The following is a 19,570-nucleotide window of genomic DNA, read 5'->3' on the forward strand; positions in this document are numbered from 1 at the left end:
AAGCCGATCTTGCCTGGTCCCATCGTCCCGTAACCGTGTACCCCGCGCGGTTGATTCCGCGCATGGCGGAGCGGAGTCTTTAGGCGCTCAGTGAAAGGTCCGTGAAATTCGCGTGCCGGGCGGCATATCGGGCCGTGGGGGGATTGCACCCCTTCTGTGGAGGAAGCAGCAGGGGATGGAGCACATAGACGCGTACTGGCGGGCGGCCAACTACCTGTCCGTCGGGCAGATCTACCTGCTGGACAATCCGCTGCTCACCGAGCCGCTGCGGCCCGAGCACATCAAGCCGCGGCTGCTCGGCCACTGGGGGACGACACCGGCCTGAACTTCTGCTTCGCCCACCTCAACCGGGTGATCCGCGAGCGGGACCAGGACATGATCTACATCGCGGGACCCGGCCACGGCGGTCCCGCCGCGGTGGCGCACGCGTGGCTGGAGGGCACGTACTCCGAGCGCTATCCGGACGTGTCGCAGGACGCGGCGGGCATGCGCCGGCTGTTCCGGCAGTTCTCCTTCCCCGGCGGCGTGCCGAGCCACGTCGCGCCTGAGACGCCCGGTTCGATCCACGAGGGCGGTGAGCTGGGGTACGCGCTGGCGCACGCGTACGGCGCCGCCTTCGACAACCCCGATCTGGTGGTGGCCTGCATCATCGGCGACGGCGAGGCCGAGACGGGCCCGCTGGCCGCGAGCTGGCACTCCGACAAGTTCCTGGACCGCCGCCGTGACGGGACGGTACTGCCCATCCTGCACCTGAACGGCTACAAGATCGCCAACCCCACGGTCCTGGCCCGGATCCCGATCGGCGACCTGGTCAAGCTGATGGAGGGGTACGGCTACCGCCCCCATCTGGTGGGCCCCGACCACGAGGAGATGGCGGGCACGCTGGACACCGCGTTCGACGAGCTGGCCGCGTACAAGGCGGGCGACGCCGACCGGCTGCCGATGATCATCCTGCGTACGCCGAAGGGCTGGACGGGGCCGCGGGAGGTGGACGGCCTGCCGGTGGAGGGCACGTGGCGCGCGCACCAGGTGCCGCTGGCCAAGGTACGCGAGAACGCCACGCATCTGGCCCTGCTGGAGGAGTGGATGCGGTCGTACCGGCCGGAGGAGCTGTTCGGCCCGGACGGGCGGCCGGTCGAGGCGATCCTGGAGACGGTGCCGCGCGGCGAGCGCAGGATGAGCGCCAACCCGCACACCAACGGCGGTGAGCTGCTCGAGCCGCTGCGGCTGCCGGACTTCCGGCGGCTCGCGGTGGAGGTCAAGTCGCCGGCCACGCAGATGAGCGAGCCGACGCGGGTGCTCGGCGGGCTGCTGCGCGACGTGATCGCCGCGAACCCGCGCACGTTCCGGCTGATGGGGCCGGACGAGACGGCCTCGAACCGGCTGTCGTCGGTGTTCGAGGTGACCGACCGGGCGTGGAACGCCGAGACGCTGCCCACGGACGAGAACCTCGCCCCCGGCGGCCGGGTCATGGAGGTGCTGAGCGAGCACCTGTGCCAGGGCTGGCTGGAGGGCTACCTGCTGACCGGCAGGCACGGGCTGTTCAACTGCTATGAGGCGTTCATCCACATCGTGGACGCCATGTTCAACCAGCACGCCAAGTGGCTGGAGTCGTCGCAGAAGATCCCGTGGCGGCGGCCGGTGGCGTCGCTGACGTACCTGCTGTCGTCGCACGTGTGGCGGCAGGACCACAACGGCTTCAGCCACCAGGACCCGGGCTTCCTCGACGTGGTGGTGAACAAGAAGGCGTCGGTGGTGCGGGTCTATCTGCCGCCGGACGCCAACACGCTGCTGTCGGTGACCGACCACTGCCTGCGCTCGCGCGACTACGTCAACGTGATCGTGGCGGGCAAGCAGCCGGTGCTGGACCTGTTCACGATGGACGAGGCCATCGCGCACAACACGCGCGGCCTCGGCATCCTGCCGTGGGCCTCCAGCGACGAGGGCGGCGAGCCGGACGTCGTGCTGGCCTGCGCGGGCGACGTGCCGACGCTGGAGACGCTGGCCGCCACCGCGCTGCTGCGTGAGCACCTGCCGGAGCTGAGGGTGCGCGTCGTCAACGTGGTGGACCTCATGCGGCTGCAGCCGGAGTCGGAGCATCCGCACGGCATGCCGGACGCCGCGTTCGACACGCTGTTCACCGTGGACCGGCCGGTGATCTTCAACTTCCACGGCTACCCGTCGCTGATCCACCAGCTCACCTACCGCCGCCACGGGCACGACAACATCCACGTGCGCGGCTACAAGGAGGAGGGCACGACGACGACGCCGTTCGACATGTGCATGCTCAACGACATCGACCGTTTCCACCTCGTCATGGACGTGATCGACCGGGTGCCCGGCCTCGGCAGCAGGGCGGCGCACCTGCGGCAGCGGATGAGCGACGAGCGGCTGCGGGCCAGGGCGTACACGCGCGAGCACGGCGAGGATCCGCCGGACATCAGGTCGTGGACATGGCCGGACACATCCTCGTCCTGAACACCGGCTCGTCGTCCATCAAGTACGAGCTGGTGGACGTGGCCGGCCGGGACCGCCCGGCCAGGGGCCTGGTGGAGCGCATCGGCGAGGAGCGCGGGCGGCTCGTCCACCATCACGGCGACGCTCCCCCGTACGTGGCGGAGCGGCCCTTTCCCGATCACGGGGAGGGGCTGGCGGCGATGCTGGCGGCCTTCGCCGAGGCAGGGCCCGCGCTGGATCCGGTCGCGGTCGCTCACCGGGTGGTGCACGGCGGTGCCAGGTTCGGCCGGGCGGTGCTGGTGGACGATGGGGTGATCGCGGCGATCGAGGAGCTGGCCCCGCTCGCGCCGCTGCACAATCCGATCAATCTCGCCGGGATCAGGGTGGCGCGGGCGGCGTTCCCTTCGGTGCCGCAGGTGGCGGTGTTCGACACGGCGTTCCAGCTGTCGCTGCCGCCGGAGGCGTACACGTACGCGGTGCCGCGCGACTGGAGGGAGCGGCTCGGCGTGCGGCGGTTCGGTTTTCACGGGACGTCGTGCGCGTACGTCTCCCGCCGCGCCGCCGCCCTCCTGGGCCGCGACCTGGCCGAGCTGAACCTGATCGTGCTCCACCTCGGCAACGGCGCGAGCGCCACCGCCATCGCAGGCGGCCGCAGCATCGACACCTCCATGGGCCTCACCCCGCTGGAGGGCCTGGTCATGGGAACCCGATCAGGCGACGTGGATCCCGCGCTGCCCGGCTATCTGGCCAGAGTGGACGGGCTGGACGCCGAGAGCGCGGAGGACGCGCTGGGCCACGCGGGCGGCCTGCTCGCCCTGGCGGGGTCAGGCGACATGCGTGAGGTCCGCGCCCGCGCTGCGAACGGCGACGAGGACGCCCGCCTCGCCCTGGCCGTCTACACCCGCCGCATCCGCAAATACGTCGGCGCCTATTACGCACTCCTCGGCCGCCTCGACGCGATCATCTTCACCGGCGGTGTCGGCGAGAACGACCCCCAAACCCGCACAGAGGCATTGAACAATCTCGGCCGCCTCGGCATCACTCTCGACCCCGCCCGCAACGACGCGGCCTCACAGGACGAACGCGCCGTCTCACCCGACGGATCCGAGGTCGCCGTCCTCGTCATCCCCACCGACGAGGAATGGGAGATCGCCCGCCAGGCCCACGCCCTCATCAACGGCGAGCAGCCGTAATCCAAGCCCACTTCACGCACAGGCCCTTCCGGTCAAGCGCATCTCAACCCATGGGCAACGCAGAGTCACACCATTGGTAGGGTTATCCAGAAATGCGCGGATCTATACGGGTGGGACAGGTGGAGGTAGAACAAACAGCACTGCCGGGCATCGGACTGCGGCACGATTTCACCACTCGCAAGGGACAGCGGGTCGGTGTCGTGTCTCATCGCACCGGCCGCCGGGATCTCGTCATCTACGACGCCAACGACCCCGACGCCGTCTGCCACACGGTGAAGCTGAATGACGAAGAGGCCGACGCTCTGGCCGAGCTCCTCGGCGCGCCTCGCATCGTGCAGCGGCTCAACCAGCTGCACCAGCAGGTCGAGGGTCTGGTGAGCGTGCAGCTGCCCATCCCGGCCGGTTCCCCTTACGCGGGCCGTCCGATGGGGGACGCTCGCGTGCGCACCCGTACCAGCGCGTCCATCGTCGCGGTCGTCCGGAGCGGACAGGTGTTCGCCAGCCCCGGGCCCGACTTCGTCTTCGCCGTGGGTGACGTCGTGGTGGTCGTGGGCAGCGAGGACAGCACGTCCGAAGTCGCCGGCATTCTGGTGAACGGGTAGGGCTGCGGGTGCACGAAACCGCGGTCATCTTCCTGGAGTTCGGCGCCGTCCTTCTCGGCTTGGGGATCCTCGGCGCGCTCGCACTTCGCGGCGGCATTTCTCCCATCCCTCTGTATCTGATCGCCGGTCTGGCGTTCGGTACCGGCGGGGTGCTGCCGCTCGCCACGAGCCAGTCGTTCATCTCCACCGGTGCCGAAATCGGCGTGGTCCTGCTGCTCCTCACGCTCGGTCTCGAATACAACGCGGACGAGCTGGTCACCAGCATGACCAGCAACTTCCGCGCGGGCCTGGTCGACCTGGTGCTCAACGCGGCCCCGGGCGCCATCATCGCCCTGCTGCTCGGCTGGGGCCCGGTCGCGGCCGTCGCCATGGCGGGCGTCACGTACGCCACCTCCTCGGGCATCACCGCCAAGGTGCTGTCCGACCTGGGGTGGATCGGTAACCGCGAAACGCCCACGGTGCTGTCGCTGCTGGTCTTCGAAGACCTGACGATGGCGATCTACCTGCCGGTCCTCACGACCATGCTGGCCGGGCTGAGCCTGCTCAAGGGGGCGATCTCGGTCGGCATCGCGCTGCTCACCGTGAGCGTCGTCCTCGTCGTGGCGCTGAAGTTCGGGCGCTACATCGAGGCGTTCGTGCGCAGCCCCAACAACGAGGTGATGCTGCTCAAGGTCGTCGGCCTGGCGGTGCTGGTGGCCGGTCTCGCCCAGAATCTTCAGGTGTCGGCCGCGGTCGGCGCGTTCCTGGTCGGCATCGCGCTGTCCGGGCAGCTCGCCGAGGACGCGCACGCGCTGCTCGCGCCGTTGCGCGACCTGTTCGCGGCGGTGTTCTTCGTCTTCTTCGGTTTCCAGACCGACCCGTCGAAGATCCTGCCGGTGGCCGGTCTCGCGGCGCTGCTCGCCCTGGTCAGCATGATCACCAAGCTGCTGACCGGTATGTACGCGGCCAGGCGCGCGGGCATCGCCAAGGCCGGCCAGGCACGTGCCGGTATCGCGCTCATCCCGCGCGGTGAGTTCAACATCGTCATCGCCGGTCTGGCGGTCGGCGCGGGCGTGCACCCCGACCTGGGCGCCCTGGCCGCCGCGTACGTGCTCATCCTGGCGGCGTTCGGCCCGCTGGCGGCCAAGCTGGTCCAGCCGCTGATCACCGCCATCACCGAACGCACCGCCTGACACCGGCCGCATCCGATACCGTGTTCGGATGACGGAAGGACCAGGCAGAGCGTCCGCGGGCGCCATGGAGCGTACGGTCATGTCCGCCGACTGGAACGGCCGGGAGATCTCCGGCGAGCACCATCACAGGGTGCTGTTCCAGGAGGTGGACATGACCGAGCTGACCGACCACGGCTCGGTGTTCGAGGAGTGCAGGTTCGAGGGCGTGCGCTTCAACGTCTCGGCGCACGAGGACGCGAGCTTCGCCGGCTGCGTCTTCTCGCACTGCTCGTTCTTCGACGCCACGTTCACCGGCTGCAAGCTGACCGGCGCCACGTTCGTCAACTGCACGTTCGGGCTGCTCAAGGCGACGGGCGGCGACTGGTCCTACACCTCGCTGGCCCGCGCCGACCTGCGCGGCAGCACCTTCCACGGCGTGCGCATGCGCGAGGCCGACCTGTCAGGGGCCCGGCTGGAGAAGTCGGCCCTGCGCTCGTGCGACCTGTCGGGCGCGCTGCTGCGCGAGGCCGACCTCACCAAGTGCGACCTGCGCGGCAGCGATCTCGGCACCCTCCACCCGGCCGAGGTCACGCTGAAGGACACGCGTATCGACCCGGCCCAGGCGGTGGCGGTGGCCGCCGCTCTGGGTTTCGACGTACGCAAATGAACGCCAGGATGTCCTCGTGCGCGACAAGGAGCTGACCCCCGCCGAGCAGGCCATCGCCGAGGCCATCCCGCACGGCACGAAAGTGGACGCCGGCCCGCTCGGGCGGGTGCGCGCCGGCGTGCTGACCGAGCTGCTGCTCGCCGACCGCACCGAGCCGGGGGCGAAACCGGCGCTGCGGGTGACGGGGGCCCGCATCGAGGGGCGGCTGCACCTGGCGTTCGCGGAGCTCGACCTGCCGATCCTGCTGCACGACTGCGTCTTCGACGAGGTCCCCGACATCTACCAGGCCCGCACCAGGTTCCTCAGCCTGGCCGGCTCCAGGCTCCCCGGCCTGATCGCCTCCAACGCCCAGGTCGAAGGCAACATGCGGCTCAACGACTGCCACGTCACCGGCGAGCTGCGCATGCACGGCGCGAGGATCAACGGCACGCTCACGCTCAGCGGCGCCCGGCTCGAACACCCCGGCGGTGCCGCGTTCAACGCCGAGCACCTCGACGTCGGCGCCAGCCTGCGCGCCCAGGACGGCTTCACCTGCGACGGTGAGATCGTGCTGACCGCCGCCAGGGTCGGCGCGGCGGTGAACTTCGACGGCGCCCGGTTACGCGCGCCGGGCGGGCTGGCCTTCGGCGGCTCCAACCTCGACGTCCAGGTGGGGCTGTTCGCCCGGAACATGGAGGTCGATGGCGAGGTCAGCCTGCGCTCCGCGCGCGTCGGCGGCCCGCTCACGCTGCGCGGTTCCCGGCTGCGCAACCCCGGCGGGCTCGCCGTGCACGGCGGCGGGCTCAACGCCGAGGGCGGCCTGTTCCTGTCGCACGCCCAGACCGAGGGCACGGTGTGGCTGAAGTCCGCCGCCGTCGGCCGCACGCTCAGCCTCGACGGCGCGCGCCTGGCCGATCCGGGCGGGCTCGCGCTGGCCGGCGACGGCCTGTCCGTGAACGGCTCGCTGGCGGCCCGGCATGGCCTGGTCGCGGAGGGCGAGATCAGCCTGCTCGACGCCTCCGTCAGCGGCCCCGCGCACTTCGACGGGGCGCGGCTGGTCAATCCCGGCGGCGCGGCGCTGTCGGCCAACGGCATCACCGTCGGCAAGGTGCTCAACCTGTGTTACGGCTTCTCCGCCGAGGGCCGCATACGCCTGACGAACGCGCAGATCGGCAGCCGCCTGTGCCTCGACGACGCCGTGCTGTCCGCGCCCGGCGACGTGGCGCTCAAGTGCTGGCGGCTGGAGACGCGCGAGCTGGCCATGCGCACCGCCGAGCCGATCCGCGGCCGGGTGGAGCTGGGCCACGCCCGCATCGGCGTCCTGCGCGACGCCCCCGCGGTCTGGCCCGGCGAGCTGCGCATGGACGGCGCGTCGTACGAGGTGCTCGAACCCATGCTGCCGGCCGCCGAGCGCATCGCCTGGCTGCGCCGCGACCCCGACGGCTACCGGCCCAACGCCTACGAGCAGCTCGCCGCGATGTACCGGCGGCTGGGCGGCGACGCCGACGCCCGCGCGACCATGCTGGCCGGGCAGCAGCATCGCCGCACCACGCTCCCCTGGTACGCGCGCGCCTGGGGCCACCTCCAGGACGTCACCGTCGGTTACGGCTTCCGCCCGCTGCGCGCGGCGGCCTGGCTGCTCGCGCTGCTCGCCGTCGGCACGGTGGTGTTCGGGCTGAACCGGCCGCCGCCGCTCAAGCGCGGCGAGTCGCCCGAGTTCAACCCGCTGGTGTACACGCTGGACCTGCTGCTGCCGATCATCGACTTCGGTCAGGAGAAGGCGTTCAACCCGGCGGGCGGGGCGCAGTGGCTGGCGTACGGGCTGATCGCCGCCGGGTGGGTGCTGGCGACGACGATCGCGACCGGTCTCACCCGCACGCTGCGCAGAGCCTGACCCCGGCTCAGGGCGGCATGAGCGCGGTGGCGGTGTGCCACAGCTCCGGCAGCGCGGCCAGCACCCGGTCGGCGCGCCTGCGGCGGTCGGCGCGCGTGGCCGCGCCCAGGTCGGCGAGCAGCTCGCGGAAGCCGTCCTCGTAGCCCCGCTCCCCCGCCAGCGCCCGCTTGTCCAGGCAGCGCGCGTACGTCGCCACCAGCCAGAACACCGCCTCCCTGTGCCGGCCCGAGTCGATCAGCTCGCGGGTGCCGTCGATGGCGGACGGGCGGGCGGCGGGGCTGATGTCGGTGTCGAACCGGTAGCCGGGCACCCGCAGCGGGGCGGTGGCGTCGAACACCTTCTCCAGCACCGCCAGGTGCCCCTCGACCTGGGCGCGGCCGAGGTGGGCGCAGCCGAGCAGGTCGAGCAGGCTCTCGTGCTGGTCGAGCCGCCCGTGCTCGCCGAGCAGGTCGCGGACGGCGGCGTAGCGGCGTCGTACGGTCGGGTTGCGCAGCCCGGCCACCAGCAGCACATGGGTGGTCACGCCGGTGCCGAACAACCACGAGGTGACCTGGGCGGGCAGCGGCGCGGACTCGTCGATGCCGTTGAGCCAGGCCCGCACCCGGTCCATGGCGGCCGTGCAGCGGGCCAGCACCCAGGGGCGTTCCGCGAAGTCGCGGGCCACCCCGCGCTGGATCTCGGCCAGCCGCCCCGTGGGGTCGGCCAGCAGCCCCGGGAGGTGGAGGCTGCCGGCCAGGTGGTAGTCGCTGAGCACGTCGTGGACGGAGCGGGGCGCCGCCATGGTGGAGACCTCGAGCAGCACCCCCTCGTAACGGAACTTGCCGAGGTGCCCGGCGCCGGCCTCGGGGTCGGCGACGACCATGACGTCCACGTCGGAGTGCGGGGCCAGCTCGTCGTCCGGCTCGGCCCACAGGACCGACCCGGTCAGGAACGCCCCGCCGAACCCCGGCAGCCCCGTCCCCTCGTCGAGGACCCACTGCCGGGCGATCTCCCGTGCCCGCTCAATCCGCATCCACTTCCTCCGGTTTGGGCGCCTCCTCCGGTGCGCGGCGCGCGGTCCGCAGCCAGACGAGCACGCCGAGCACGACCAGCACCGCGAACACGATCCAGATCCAGGCGGGGACGCCGGTCTGCGCCGCGGACTCGGCGGCGGCGTCGCCCTGCCGCCCGGCCGGGGCGGCGGTGGACGGCGCCGCGGCCGCCTCACCGGTGGCCGGCGGCGACGCGGGAGCGTCCGACGGCGATCCCTTCACGCTGAAGGGGATCTCGCCCTCGATGGGGTGCCCGTCGGAGGAGACGACGCGCCAGGCGATCGTGTACGAGCCGGGCGCGAGCGGCTGCGTCACCCCCGCGGTGACGACCGGCCCGTTCAGCTCGGGCTCGCCCAGCGGGAGCTGCTCGCCGCCCGCGTCGTGCAGCACCACGAACGGGAACTTGACGCTCGCGGTGAACTCCAGCTCGATCTCGTCGAGCGCGGCGACCTCGGCGTCCTTGGCGGGCGAGCTGCGCTTGAGCGAGTCGTGCGCGAGCGCGGGCGAGGCGGTGAAGGCCAGCACGAGGCAGGCGCTCAACAGCGCGGCGAGCACGGCGGCGACCGCGCGGAGCCGCGCGACAGGCGCGGGGGTGCCTCCGGCGGTGGGCGCCGGGGCGGCCGTGCGGGTGGTCGCTCGGTGGATGTGGCGTGGCGGGAATGCCATGATGGGTCTCCAGAATGATCTTCCGGACGACCGCGCCCGTGGCGCCGGACGTCCGGACACAGGCCAGGGGTGAAGAGGAACCGTGGCGGGCGTCAGTGACGCCGGAGCACGGGCGGCCCTCGCCTGCTGATCGCGCGGGAGATGAGGCGGCCCCTGCGCGGGGCGGCCTCGGGGGTGGCCGGTCGCCAAGCGGGCGTCCAGGGCTCTGCCACGGCCGGTGCGGTGACGAGCAGCCTGGTGGCCGGGAGCGGGATGCCGTACAGGCGGATGATCAGCCACAGCGCGCGCTCGCCGCGGTGCAGCCACCACGCGGTCAGCGCCGCGACCGTCAGGTGGACCAGCATCATGCCCGTGGCCGCGTGGCCGTGGACGTGGCCGGTCAGCTCGCCGGGTGCGAGCCGTTCGAAGATCTGGTGGAGCAGCGTCTGGGTGCCGGCGGTGGCCGCGAGCACGGCGCCGAGCCCGCGCTCCCGCCCGTCGGCGAGGTACGCCATCGCGAGCGTCGCCAGCACCGCGGCCAGGTAGACCGGGAGCGGCACCGGGCCTCCCCCGGCCAGCACGTGCCCGCCCGCCGACACCGCGCCGCAGACCGTGGCGAACACCACGGCCCGCGCCAGCCGCAGAACTGCGGCGGCCGAGGGCGCGCCAGCCGCCCGCGCAGCGGCGGGCGCGCAGGGCAGTGGGGCCGGGGATGTCGCGGAGGACACAACCGCCATCCTTCCACACGCCACCCGCGCCCCCGGGATCCGTGACGCGCGCGTCGGATGACGGCACCCCGGCCATCAGGTCCGCGTCGGGGCGGCGGCACCCGGTCATCAAGAGCCCGGCCATCAAGAGCCCGGCCATCAAGAGCCCGGCCATCAGGAGCCCGGCCGTCGAGGGGACGCGGTCGTCACGCCCTGGCCGCGCGCAGCGGGCGGCCGACGTCGTGGAGGTGGCGCAGCGCCTGCCCCCACGACTCCAGCAGCCCGCATTCGACGTAGTCGATGCCGAGCGAGGCGCAGTAGTCGCGCACGATGGGCCGCGCCTTGTGCAGGTTCGCGGTGGGCATGCTGGGGAACAGGTGGTGCTCGATCTGGTAGTTCAGGCCGCCGAGCGCGATGGTGACCAGGTGCCCGCCGCGCACGTTGCGCGAGGTCAGCACCTGCCTGCGGAGGAAGTCCAGCTCGTCCTCCGCGGTGAGCACCGGCATGCCCTTGTGGTTGGGCGCGAAGGTGCAGCCGAGGTAGATGCCGTAGCAGGCCTGGTGCACGGCGAGGAAGAGCAGCGCCTTGGGCAGCGGCAGCACCAGGAGCAGCGCCCCCAGGTACGCCAGCGTGTGCCCGCCGAGCAGCGCTCCTTCGAGCCCCCGGTTCTTGAGCGTGGGCCTGCGCAGCGCGCGGAAGCTCGACACCTTGAGGTTGACGCCTTCGAGGGTGAGCAGCGGGAAGAACAGCCACGCCTGGTAACGCCCGATGAAGCGGGGCAGCCCCCGGCTGGCCTCGGCCTGCCGCCGCGACCACACCAGGATGTCGGGGCTGACATCGGGGTCGTGGTCCTCGTGGTTGGGGTTGGCGTGGTGGCGGGTGTGCTTGTCCATCCACCAGCCGTAGCTGAGCCCGACGGCGAGGTTGCCGACGAGCAGCCCGGCGATCCTGCTGGTGCGCCGGGAGCGGGAGATCTGTCCGTGCGCCAGGTCGTGGGCGAGCAGCGTGACCTGACCGAAGGCCACCGCGAGCAGCACGGCGACGGGGATCTGCCACCACGAGTCCCCGACCGCGGCGAACAGCGCCCACGTGCCGGCGAACAGGGCGGCGACCAGTCCGATCCTGACCGCGTAGTAGCCGGGCCGCCGGTCGAGCAGCCCCGCCTGGGCGATGAGCCGCGACAATCTCGCGTAGTCGCTTCCCCGCCGCCCCGAGGGGGCGCGGGAGGTCTCCGTCACAGTCACATGCGTCTCCGGATGCCGAGGGGATTGTGTGATCGCTCCTCAGCATCGCGGCGCGAGGGGTGCCGGCGGACCCCCGCTGCCACCCGATTCGGGGGTAGGGCCAGCACTACCCGTGATCGCCCGCCGGAGCGCCCCCGCCGCCTGGGTATCGGGCTGCCACCGCACTCAGCGCGGCACTGAACGACCTCACCAGGTGGGGAACGGCGGGCGGCGGGGGCGCGGCTCAGACGAGTTGCGGCACATTCGGCACGGCACCCGCCTCACCGAAGATGTGCAGGTCCGGGCGGAAGGCCGCGAGGTAGGCCTCCCGGTCGGGGAAGGTCGTGGCCAGCGCGTCGCCGTAGTCGATGAGCTGGCGGTGGGCGTGCCTGCGCGGCTCGTAGCGGGCGTACAGCAGCCGGTCGAGCTCCTCGGGGTCGCCGCCGGCGGCGCAGATGACGTCGGCGAGGATCTCGGCGTCGCGGACCGTGTAGCTCATGCCCATGCCGGTCATCGGGTGGCAGGCGAACGCGGCCGAGCCGAGCAGCGCGGCGTTGCCCCGGTGGTAGGACTCGACCCGCAGCGACGACACCTTGATGCGCTGCCAGGTCGCCGCCTGCAGGTGGTTGAAGGCGTCGGAGCTGTCGGTGACGAACTTCTTCAGCTCGTCGAGCAGCGACGGGATGCCGTCCTCGAAGATCTCCTGGTCGTCCTCCGGCGGCAGGCCGACGAACACGCGGGCCTCGTCCCTGCCGACCGGGTAGAGGTAGGTGAACCAGCCCTCGGAGGAGAAGTACAGCCGGTTGAGCTGGGCGACGCTGGCGCTGAGCGGCACGGTCGCCACCCGCATGATCAGCCGCTCGTACGGCGATACGCGCTGCTCGATCCCGAGCGAGCGCCGGACGACGGACTTGGTGCCGTCGGCGCCGATGACGACGCCGGCTCGTAGGGTGCGCCCGTCCTTGAGCGTCAGCTCGGCGGGGCGGCCCTCGCCGAGGTCGAGGTCGCCGATGCCGGCGTCGAACCAGAACTCGACGCCCGCCATCGTGCACGAGGTGTAGATGAGCTCGACCAGCTCGCGGTACGGGCGGATCAGGAAGCCGCCTTCGGGGAAGCGGATCTCCTGGATGGGGTCGCCATCGTGGTAGTAGCGGATGGTGTCGCGCCGCAGGCCCTGGCGGCCGACGAGGTCCGCCAGCCCGTGCCTGGCCAGCACGCGCAGCCCCGGGGGCTTGAGGAAGTCGGCGCCCGCGCTCGGGACCGATGGTCCCTGCTCGATGACGGCGACGCGCTGCCCGCGGCGGCCCAGCAGCAAGGCCAGGAAGCAGCCGCCGAGCCCGGCGCCGACGATCGCTACGTCGCACGATGTGGTAGCCATGACGAGAGCCCTTCTGAATGGTTGATCTAGTTCGTGTGCCCGCGGGTCCCGGCGAGCGGCCCCGGCTCGGCCGTACGCGGCCGCGGGACCCGGTCGTTGTGCGGGTCGGTGTGCGGGCCGGTGTGCGGGGCGGTGTGCGGATCTGCGGAGGGAGCGCGGGTCTCGACCGGCAGCAGCGCGTCGGCCTCGGCCGCCACGGTGGCGAGGGTCATGCGCAGTTCGAGCAGCATCCGGCGGGGCACCTTGATCATTACGTCACCCGGGTCCGGCCTGAGCCGGGTGATCTTGGTGAGTGCCAGCGCGCCGATCAGCACCGAGATGGCCACGCACATGGCGAGCGCGCCGGCCAGGCCCGCGAAGGGGCCGGTCATGAACGGGTGGTCGATCACGACCGACACGACGGCGACGCCGACCGCTCCGCCGACCATGCGGGCCATGGTGGCCGCGCCGACGGCGGAGGCGTACTGGTGGGGGCGGGCGGCCAGGGTGGTGGCGACGGAGGTGCCGGGCGCGAGCGCGCCGACGCCCATGCCGACCACGACGCTGGCGATCAGTCCCCAGATGGTGGGTCCTGCCTGCGTCAGCACGATCACGCAGGCGCCGCCGCACAGCAGCGAGCCGGCGTAGATGAGCCCGTACGCACCGACCCGCTTGACCAGCTTCCCGGCCAGGAAGCTCGTCACGACGACGGCCACCGAGGTCGGGGTGAGCCACATGGCCACCTCCAGCATCGGGTAGCCGAGGTGCAGCAGGTAGAGGGGCTGCACGGTGAGCAGCCCGTACGACAGCGCGCCGAATCCCCAGGTGGCCAGCCAGCCCCAGACGAACTTGGGCCGCCGCCACAGGGCCAGGTCGATGGCGGGCAGGTGGTGGTGCCGCGCCTGGGCGAGCGCGCCGCCGATCAGCGCCAGGGCGGCCAGCCCCAGCCACAGCACGTCCGTCCCCCACTCCATGGCCTTGGAGATGGCGAGCACGATCACCGCGATGCCGGCGGCCAGCAGCCACGCGCCGAGGACGTCCGGCACGCCCTTGGCGTTGCCGCGCTTGCCCGAGGGCACTCCGAGGCAGGCGATCAGCAGGAGCACGCCGATCACCACGTTGGGGACGAACAGCGCCCGCCAGCCGATGGCCGCGGCGAGCCAGCCGCCGCCGGCCTGCATGAGCAGGCAGCCGAGCCCGGAGGCGGAGCTCCACAGCGCGATCGCGCCGCGCCGCTGCGACTCGGGCAGCTCGCCGAGCAGCAGCCCGAGGCTGGCCGGGATCATCGCCGCGGCACCCGCGCCCTGGACGGCCCGTGCGGCCAGCACGGCGGACCAGGACTCCACGGTGACGGTGGCGATGCCGCCCAGCACGAACACCACGAGCCCGACCGCGAGCACCCGCCGCCGGCCGAACAGGTCGGCCCAGCGGCCCGCGGTGGCCAGCAGCGCGGCGATCGGGATGAACGCCGCGCTGGTCAGCCAGACCAGGTCACCGAGCGGCATGCCGGCGCCGGCGGGCGTGTACTTGAGCACTCCCACCGCCAGAGTGGTGGCCGTGGTGTCGGCCATCACCGCCAACATGACGCCCGCGCCGACCAGGCGCAGCATCACGCCGTGACGCCTGCTGGTCGTGGTGGGCCTGACGGCCGCTGGTGACGAACGCACGTGGATCCTCCTTGGGATGCGTCGAGCCGTTCTCCCCGCCCCGGGCGCTCCGGCCGCGCGCCGGGGCGGCGCGTTGTCTGTGTCTGGCTCCTGGGTCAGGCGCCGTACCGGCCGGGCGAGAGCAGGCCGTCCGGGTCGAGCGCCGTCTTGAGGCGGTGCAGCATGCCGAGGCCGGCGGTGCTGGTCTCGGACCAGACGTCGGCGGCGGCGTGGTCGATGTCGGAGCGGTAGATGGCGCAGCCGTTGGCGCGCAGCACGCAGTTGCCGTCGTTGCGGAGCTGGTGCGCCCGGTGCGCCGCGCCGGGGGCGCCGCGGTCGAAGAAGATCTGCATGACGCCGTTGGCCCGGTGCGGGCTGACCATGTTCCACTCGATCATCATCGCGGTGCTGTGCGCGTCCACCGCGGCCTGCAGACCGGCCACGATGTGCTCGGTCTTGCGGGCCTGCTGCGGCATGAGCGGAAGCAGCGCGAGGAAGCCCATCGGGCCGTCGTCGATCTGGTCGCAGGAGGTCACGTTCAGCGCGTGGTGCACGCCGAGGCAGGTGGGGATGCCCCGCGACATGAGCGCCCTGGGGTACAGGGGGTCGCCGGGGTCGACCGTGGCGGTGTCGACGACGCGCAGCGCCTCGGCGCCCTCGACCTCGATGAGCGACTTGCGCAGCAGCTCCTCGGCCAGCTCCACGGTGGCGTCGCTGCCCATGAGCGGCCCGAGCACGGTGAACAGGCTCGGGTCGACGCCGGCGGGCAGCGTCCAGTCGCCGTAGGCGGGGACGAGGGACAGCTCGCGTACGCGCATCAGCCCGTCGGCCGGGTTGCCGCGGCGCAGGAAGCCGGAGACCGCCTCCACCGCCAGGCCCGCCTGGTGGGCCGGCAGGCGGCCGTGCACGAGCGCGATGGTCTGCGGGCGCGGCACCAGCGAGACCGCCATCGCGGTGACGATGCCGAGGTTGTGCTGGACGAACGCCTGCGTCAGGTCGGGTCCGGCGACCCGGCCGTGGTAGTGGCCGGCGGGGTCGAGGCCGCCGGTGGTGACCACGCTGCCGTCGGCGAGCACGGCCTCCAGCCCGGCCACGTCGTGGACGCGGGAGCGGATGGAGCCGTCGCCGCGGTCGAGCGCGTTGCCGATCACCGACGTGTCGGCGCACGAGGCGGTGACGTTCAGCATCCACGGGGTGCCCTCCAGCACCTCGGCGAGCTGCCGCTGGGTGACGCCCGGCTCGACGATCGCGTAGCCGTTGTCGAGGTCGAGGCCGCGGATGCGGTTCATGCCGCCGAGGTCGACGACGAGGTTGTCGTCGGTGACGGGCATGGCCGAGCCCATGCCCCAGTTCCTGCCCGTGCTGATCGGGTACAGGCGGAGCTTGTCCACCATGGCCTGCCGGACGAGGGTGCGTACCTCGTCGAGGGTGCGCGGCGTCTCGATGCCCGCCACGGTGCGCGGCTGGTGGCCCCCGACGTCACGCGACCGCAGTTCGGGGCGCGAAAGGTCCTGCATGACTCTCTCCAAAGTGGTGCGGTTGACGCTCTTCCGGCCTCCGCCGTCGGGGGCCGCTGGTGACGACTTCAGACGGTGTGCTGGAGCAGGTCGTCGATGGAGCCGATGGCCTGGTTGGACATCTCCCTGATGCCGAGCAGCCGCTGCTCGACGAACGCGTCCGCCTCGGGGGGCGGTGCCGCCTCGAACGGGGTGCCGAAGCGGCCACGGAACGGATCGCCCTGCACGTGGTCGTTCTGGACCGTGTACGTGGTGTGCGGAGCGGCCTGGGCGGGCAGGTCCCGCCCGTACGGGTGACGCCTGGGCTGCTCGGCGCGGGCCCGGTCGGTACGGTCATGCCTGGGTCGGGCGGGAAGGTGCGGGGGGGTTCGCATGACGGGACTCTCCTACCGGATCAATCTGGGGTTTTCCGGGCGACCGCTCGCCGTTGAGCGGTTCGAGGTCAGCGCGCGCCCTCTCCGAGATCGACAGGTGCGACCCGGGGAGTGACGGCCACGGGGGTCGCCCGCGGCACGCCGTGGTTGATGACGCTCGCGGCGATGCGGCGCTCGGCCAGGCTCATGTGCGGCCGGCCCGCGCCTGTGGTGATCGGCCGTGCGGTGGCCGTCACGCGGATCATGGAACTGGCGTGCACCCATCGGCGCGACTCCGCCAGTACGTCGCGCCGCGCGCGGGCCGGATCCCCGTGCCGCGCGTGGTGCTCGATGACGGCCCGCGCCAGCACCCGCGCCATGACGAGGTGCTCTTCGCAGGCCGCTGCCACCTTCGCCTCCAGGCCGGCGACCTGGGCGAGGAGCAGTTGCAGGTGCGGCAGGCCCGAGCTGCGCTCGAACCCGTCGAGCTCCGCCAGCCGCTCCGGCCAGCGCAGCCGCCGCTTGATGGCGGCGCACACCTCGTCCACCAGCCGCGTCGCCGGCGCGTCGCCGGGGTCGCGGCCGTCGAGCTGCACGGCCCGCTGGGCGGTGGGCTCGAAGTCGGCGAGCCTGCGCAGCCCGCTCTGCAGCAGGCGTACCCGGTTGTGCAGGCACGCGGCGCTCCAGCCCAGGACCAGCAGGCGGTCGGCGTCGGCCTCGCAGTGCCAGCCGACCAGCGCCACTTCGCGGGCCATGCGGTGGTACAGCACCCACGACTCCTGCTCGGCGATCGGCACCGGGGTGTCGATCCACACCTGCAGTCCGCCGGGGGGTAGTTCTGCTACGCCGACGTCCACGCCGGCCGGCGCGACCCTGGCGCAGATCCGTTCGACGACCCGCTGTTGCGCGGCCGTCTCCGGCGCCATCGGCGCCGGGGTGGGCAGCACGCGCTCGGGGGCTACGCTCGCCCTCGGCTCGATGCTCATTGAGGGCCACCTCCTGACCCGACCTACGTAAATTGACACTTAATAGTGCCGTCCCGATAGTCGTCAGGAGCCGGTTCTCTGTCAACTGCCACTTTACGCAACCGGCATGCATACACCCGGCCGAACCTGGGTAGCGCCGTGAACCGCCGACTTCCCGCAGGTGAATGCGGTGTTACGCGCTGTCGATGATCTAAAGTGCGCTCAGATGCCGGCGGTCGGCAGGGGGAGCCGAGGAGCGAGCGCGTGCGGGTGCCAAGATCCATGGTCGCAGGCCTGTCGCTGGCCATGTCGGCGGTCCTCGCGCCGCCCGCGGCGCCCGGTCGCGCGCAGGCCGAGCCCGGTTACTGCGTGCTACCGGAGCACTCCCTCCAGTCCGGGGCTTACCTCATCGCCACTGCTTCCTCACTGGGCTGGATTCACCCGTATCCCCCGCCACTCGCGCCCGAGCCGACCAACACCGAGCGGCTCGACTTCGCCGGGTTCCCCAACGTGTCGGCACTTGACGTGATCGGGCCGGACGGGCGGCCCGCGCGCAAGGTCATCACCACGTTCACCACGAACGTGGACCGCGTGGTCGTCCTCACCAGCGCGGCGGCCGTCTCCGATGACGACGGGCGCACGTTCGGCCCCGCCGGGCCCACGCCGCTGCGCGAGTCGCCGATCGAGCTGCTGGACGGCCGCTTCTTCGCCACCGAGTACTATCCGGCCCGCACCGGGCCGCACACCGCGCGGCTCGGCGTGCTCACCTCGTCCGCGCTGTCCGACGGCGAGAGCTGGGTGCGCTCCGAGGCCACGCTGGTCACGCCCGGCGAGCTGCTACCCGGCGGCGCCGCGCACGGCGCGCCGGTCCAGCTCGCCGACGGCACGATCCTCATCACCGTGTACGCCCGTTACGCCGGCACGGACGCCTACCAGGCCGAGGTGTACGCCAGCGGCGACGGCGGCCGCACCTTCGTCAGGCGCGGGGTCATCGCCGAGCCCGCCGGCGGCTTCGCCTTCACCGAGGCCGCGATCGCGCAGGCCGCGGACGGGAGCCTGGTGGCGGTGCTGCGGCGCGACGGCGGGCCGTACGCGACGCTGTGGCAGAGCCGCTCCGCCGACGGCGGCCACACCTGGGCACCGGCCCGCGAGCTGCGCTTCTCCGGGCTCGACTGCGTGGTGCGCGGCGTCGCCCCGCGGCTGCTGCTCATGCCCGGCGGCGCGCTCGTGCTCAGCGCGGGACGCCCGGACAACTGGCTCGCGATCTCCCCCGACGGCATCGGCGAGCAGTGGCTCGAGCCGCGCGTCACGTACCACAACCGGGACGGCATCTGGGACGCGCACGGCTCGTCCGGCTACACCGGCATCGCCGCCGTCGGGCCGCACCGGCTCATCCAGGTCTTCGACAACTGCAAGCTGCCGGGCGTACGGCCGGACGGGCTGCTCGACGAGACCGCCTGCCCCGCGCACGGGCGGTTCGAGCACGGCGGCTGGTACGCGATCAAGCGGCTGCTCTTCGACGTCGCCGTTCCCGGCACCCGCCTCGACCTGGCCGACCTGCGCCGCCGTGGCGAGCTGCGGATCTCCACGACGATGCGCTGGTCCAGCCCGCACCGCCCGCGCACGCGTCCCGCCGGGGCCTTCGACGGCGGCACCGGCTACTGGTCGAGCGCCGTCGCGGCCGGGCGCGGCCGTTACGTGCTCCGCTTCGACCGTCCCCGACCGATCAGCCGCATCGGGCTCAGCCTGCGGCCCGGACATCCGGCGTCGGCGCGCGTGTACGTGTCGGAGGACGGGCGATCATGGGGTCCGCCGGTGCTCACGGTCGAGGACCGGATCGATTACGCGCTGCGGTACGCGACGATCGGACGGACCGCCCGGTACGTCAAGATCGTGCTGCCTGCCGTCCGGTCCGGTTGTGAACCGGAGATCGGGGCATCGTGCAGCATGCTGAACGAGCTGGAACTGTATTCCTGAGCTATTTCCTGAAAAGCCGCCGAGAGGTGGTCGGGTGGTCCGTGGTTTCGCCTTCAACGGCTATCGGGAAACGTCACTGCGTGGTGCTGCGAGACGTCGGCCGGCGCGCTTTCGGAATCACCGTTCTGGTGCGACGTAGCGGCCCTCGGATTTGTCCGCGACGGCTAGGATCTGCACCTGCGCGCCCGCCCGGCACCCGGCACCCG

Annotated in this window: 15 protein-coding genes and 1 pseudogene; 7 read left to right on the plus strand and 9 right to left on the minus strand. The window is 72.2% G+C overall.

The genetic code is table 11. The annotated features are described in order from the left end of the window. Positions 1-175 precede the first annotated feature (175 nt). From WBK31_RS19480 to WBK31_RS19505, 6 genes and pseudogenes are all read left to right on the plus strand, one after another. Positions 176-2,478, plus strand: a pseudogene (locus tag WBK31_RS19480) (phosphoketolase). After that, the gene (locus WBK31_RS19485; RefSeq protein WP_364053425.1) at positions 2,454-3,650 is read left to right on the plus strand and encodes an acetate kinase; all 1,197 of its coding nucleotides are present in this window, start codon (positions 2,454-2,456) and stop codon (positions 3,648-3,650) included. The pseudogene WBK31_RS19480 and the gene WBK31_RS19485 overlap by 25 nt, the downstream one beginning before the upstream one ends. 110 nt (positions 3,651-3,760) lie before the next feature. Continuing rightward, positions 3,761-4,252: a cation:proton antiporter regulatory subunit gene (locus WBK31_RS19490; RefSeq protein WP_406675359.1), complete on the plus strand. Its 492-nt coding sequence runs from the start codon at positions 3,761-3,763 to the stop codon at positions 4,250-4,252. Between the two features lie 8 nt (positions 4,253-4,260). After that, positions 4,261-5,424, plus strand: a complete 1,164-nt coding sequence (locus WBK31_RS19495) for a cation:proton antiporter (RefSeq protein ID WP_364053428.1) — start codon at positions 4,261-4,263, stop codon at positions 5,422-5,424. Between the two features lie 28 nt (positions 5,425-5,452). After that, positions 5,453-6,070 (plus strand): pentapeptide repeat-containing protein, encoded by a 618-nt coding sequence (locus WBK31_RS19500; protein ID WP_364053431.1) that lies wholly within the window; start codon positions 5,453-5,455, stop codon positions 6,068-6,070. 16 nt (positions 6,071-6,086) lie between these two features. After that, entirely contained in the window at positions 6,087-7,943 is a 1,857-nt protein-coding gene (locus WBK31_RS19505; protein ID WP_406675360.1) for a hypothetical protein, read from the plus strand. A 7-nt stretch (positions 7,944-7,950) separates the two neighbouring features. Here the strand turns inward: WBK31_RS19505 and WBK31_RS19510 are convergent, their stop codons facing one another. The 9 genes from WBK31_RS19510 to WBK31_RS19550 form a co-directional block, all read right to left on the minus strand. Then, on the minus strand, positions 7,951-8,955 hold the full coding sequence (locus WBK31_RS19510; RefSeq protein WP_406675361.1) for a hypothetical protein: 1,005 nt from the start codon (positions 8,953-8,955) through the stop codon (positions 7,951-7,953). Continuing rightward, positions 8,945-9,640: a copper resistance protein CopC gene (locus WBK31_RS19515; RefSeq protein ID WP_364053440.1), complete on the minus strand. Its 696-nt coding sequence runs from the start codon at positions 9,638-9,640 to the stop codon at positions 8,945-8,947. Before WBK31_RS19515 ends, WBK31_RS19510 begins: the two co-directional genes overlap by 11 nt. Before the next feature lie 92 nt (positions 9,641-9,732). Then, positions 9,733-10,347 carry a hypothetical protein gene (locus WBK31_RS19520; protein WP_406675362.1) on the minus strand — a complete coding sequence of 205 codons (615 nt, stop codon included), beginning with the start codon at positions 10,345-10,347 and terminating at the stop codon, positions 9,733-9,735. Positions 10,348-10,532: 185 nt separating this feature from the next. Next, entirely contained in the window at positions 10,533-11,570 is a 1,038-nt protein-coding gene (locus WBK31_RS19525) for an acyl-CoA desaturase (protein WP_364053446.1), read from the minus strand. Positions 11,571-11,793: 223 nt separating this feature from the next. After that, on the minus strand, positions 11,794-12,927 hold the full coding sequence (locus tag WBK31_RS19530) for an FAD-dependent monooxygenase (protein ID WP_406675363.1): 1,134 nt from the start codon (positions 12,925-12,927) through the stop codon (positions 11,794-11,796). A gap of 26 nt (positions 12,928-12,953) precedes the next feature. Continuing rightward, positions 12,954-14,573 carry an MFS transporter gene (locus WBK31_RS19535; RefSeq protein WP_364053452.1) on the minus strand — a complete coding sequence of 540 codons (1,620 nt, stop codon included), beginning with the start codon at positions 14,571-14,573 and terminating at the stop codon, positions 12,954-12,956. A 95-nt stretch (positions 14,574-14,668) separates the two neighbouring features. After that, positions 14,669-16,069 carry an FAD-binding oxidoreductase gene (locus WBK31_RS19540; RefSeq protein ID WP_378788188.1) on the minus strand — a complete coding sequence of 467 codons (1,401 nt, stop codon included), beginning with the start codon at positions 16,067-16,069 and terminating at the stop codon, positions 14,669-14,671. Positions 16,070-16,137: 68 nt separating this feature from the next. Further along, positions 16,138-16,443 (minus strand): hypothetical protein, encoded by a 306-nt coding sequence (locus WBK31_RS19545; RefSeq protein WP_364053458.1) that lies wholly within the window; start codon positions 16,441-16,443, stop codon positions 16,138-16,140. A 68-nt stretch (positions 16,444-16,511) separates the two neighbouring features. Beyond that, on the minus strand, positions 16,512-17,408 hold the full coding sequence (locus tag WBK31_RS19550; protein WP_378788186.1) for a hypothetical protein: 897 nt from the start codon (positions 17,406-17,408) through the stop codon (positions 16,512-16,514). Between the two features lie 243 nt (positions 17,409-17,651). Between WBK31_RS19550 and WBK31_RS19555 the strand changes: the two genes are divergently transcribed. Further along, entirely contained in the window at positions 17,652-19,364 is a 1,713-nt protein-coding gene (locus WBK31_RS19555) for an exo-alpha-sialidase (RefSeq protein WP_364053464.1), read from the plus strand. Positions 19,365-19,570: the final 206 nt, after the last annotated feature.

It is taken from the genome of Nonomuraea sp. N2-4H (genome assembly GCF_045291505.1).
Classification (GTDB): domain Bacteria; phylum Actinomycetota; class Actinomycetes; order Streptosporangiales; family Streptosporangiaceae; genus Nonomuraea; species Nonomuraea fastidiosa.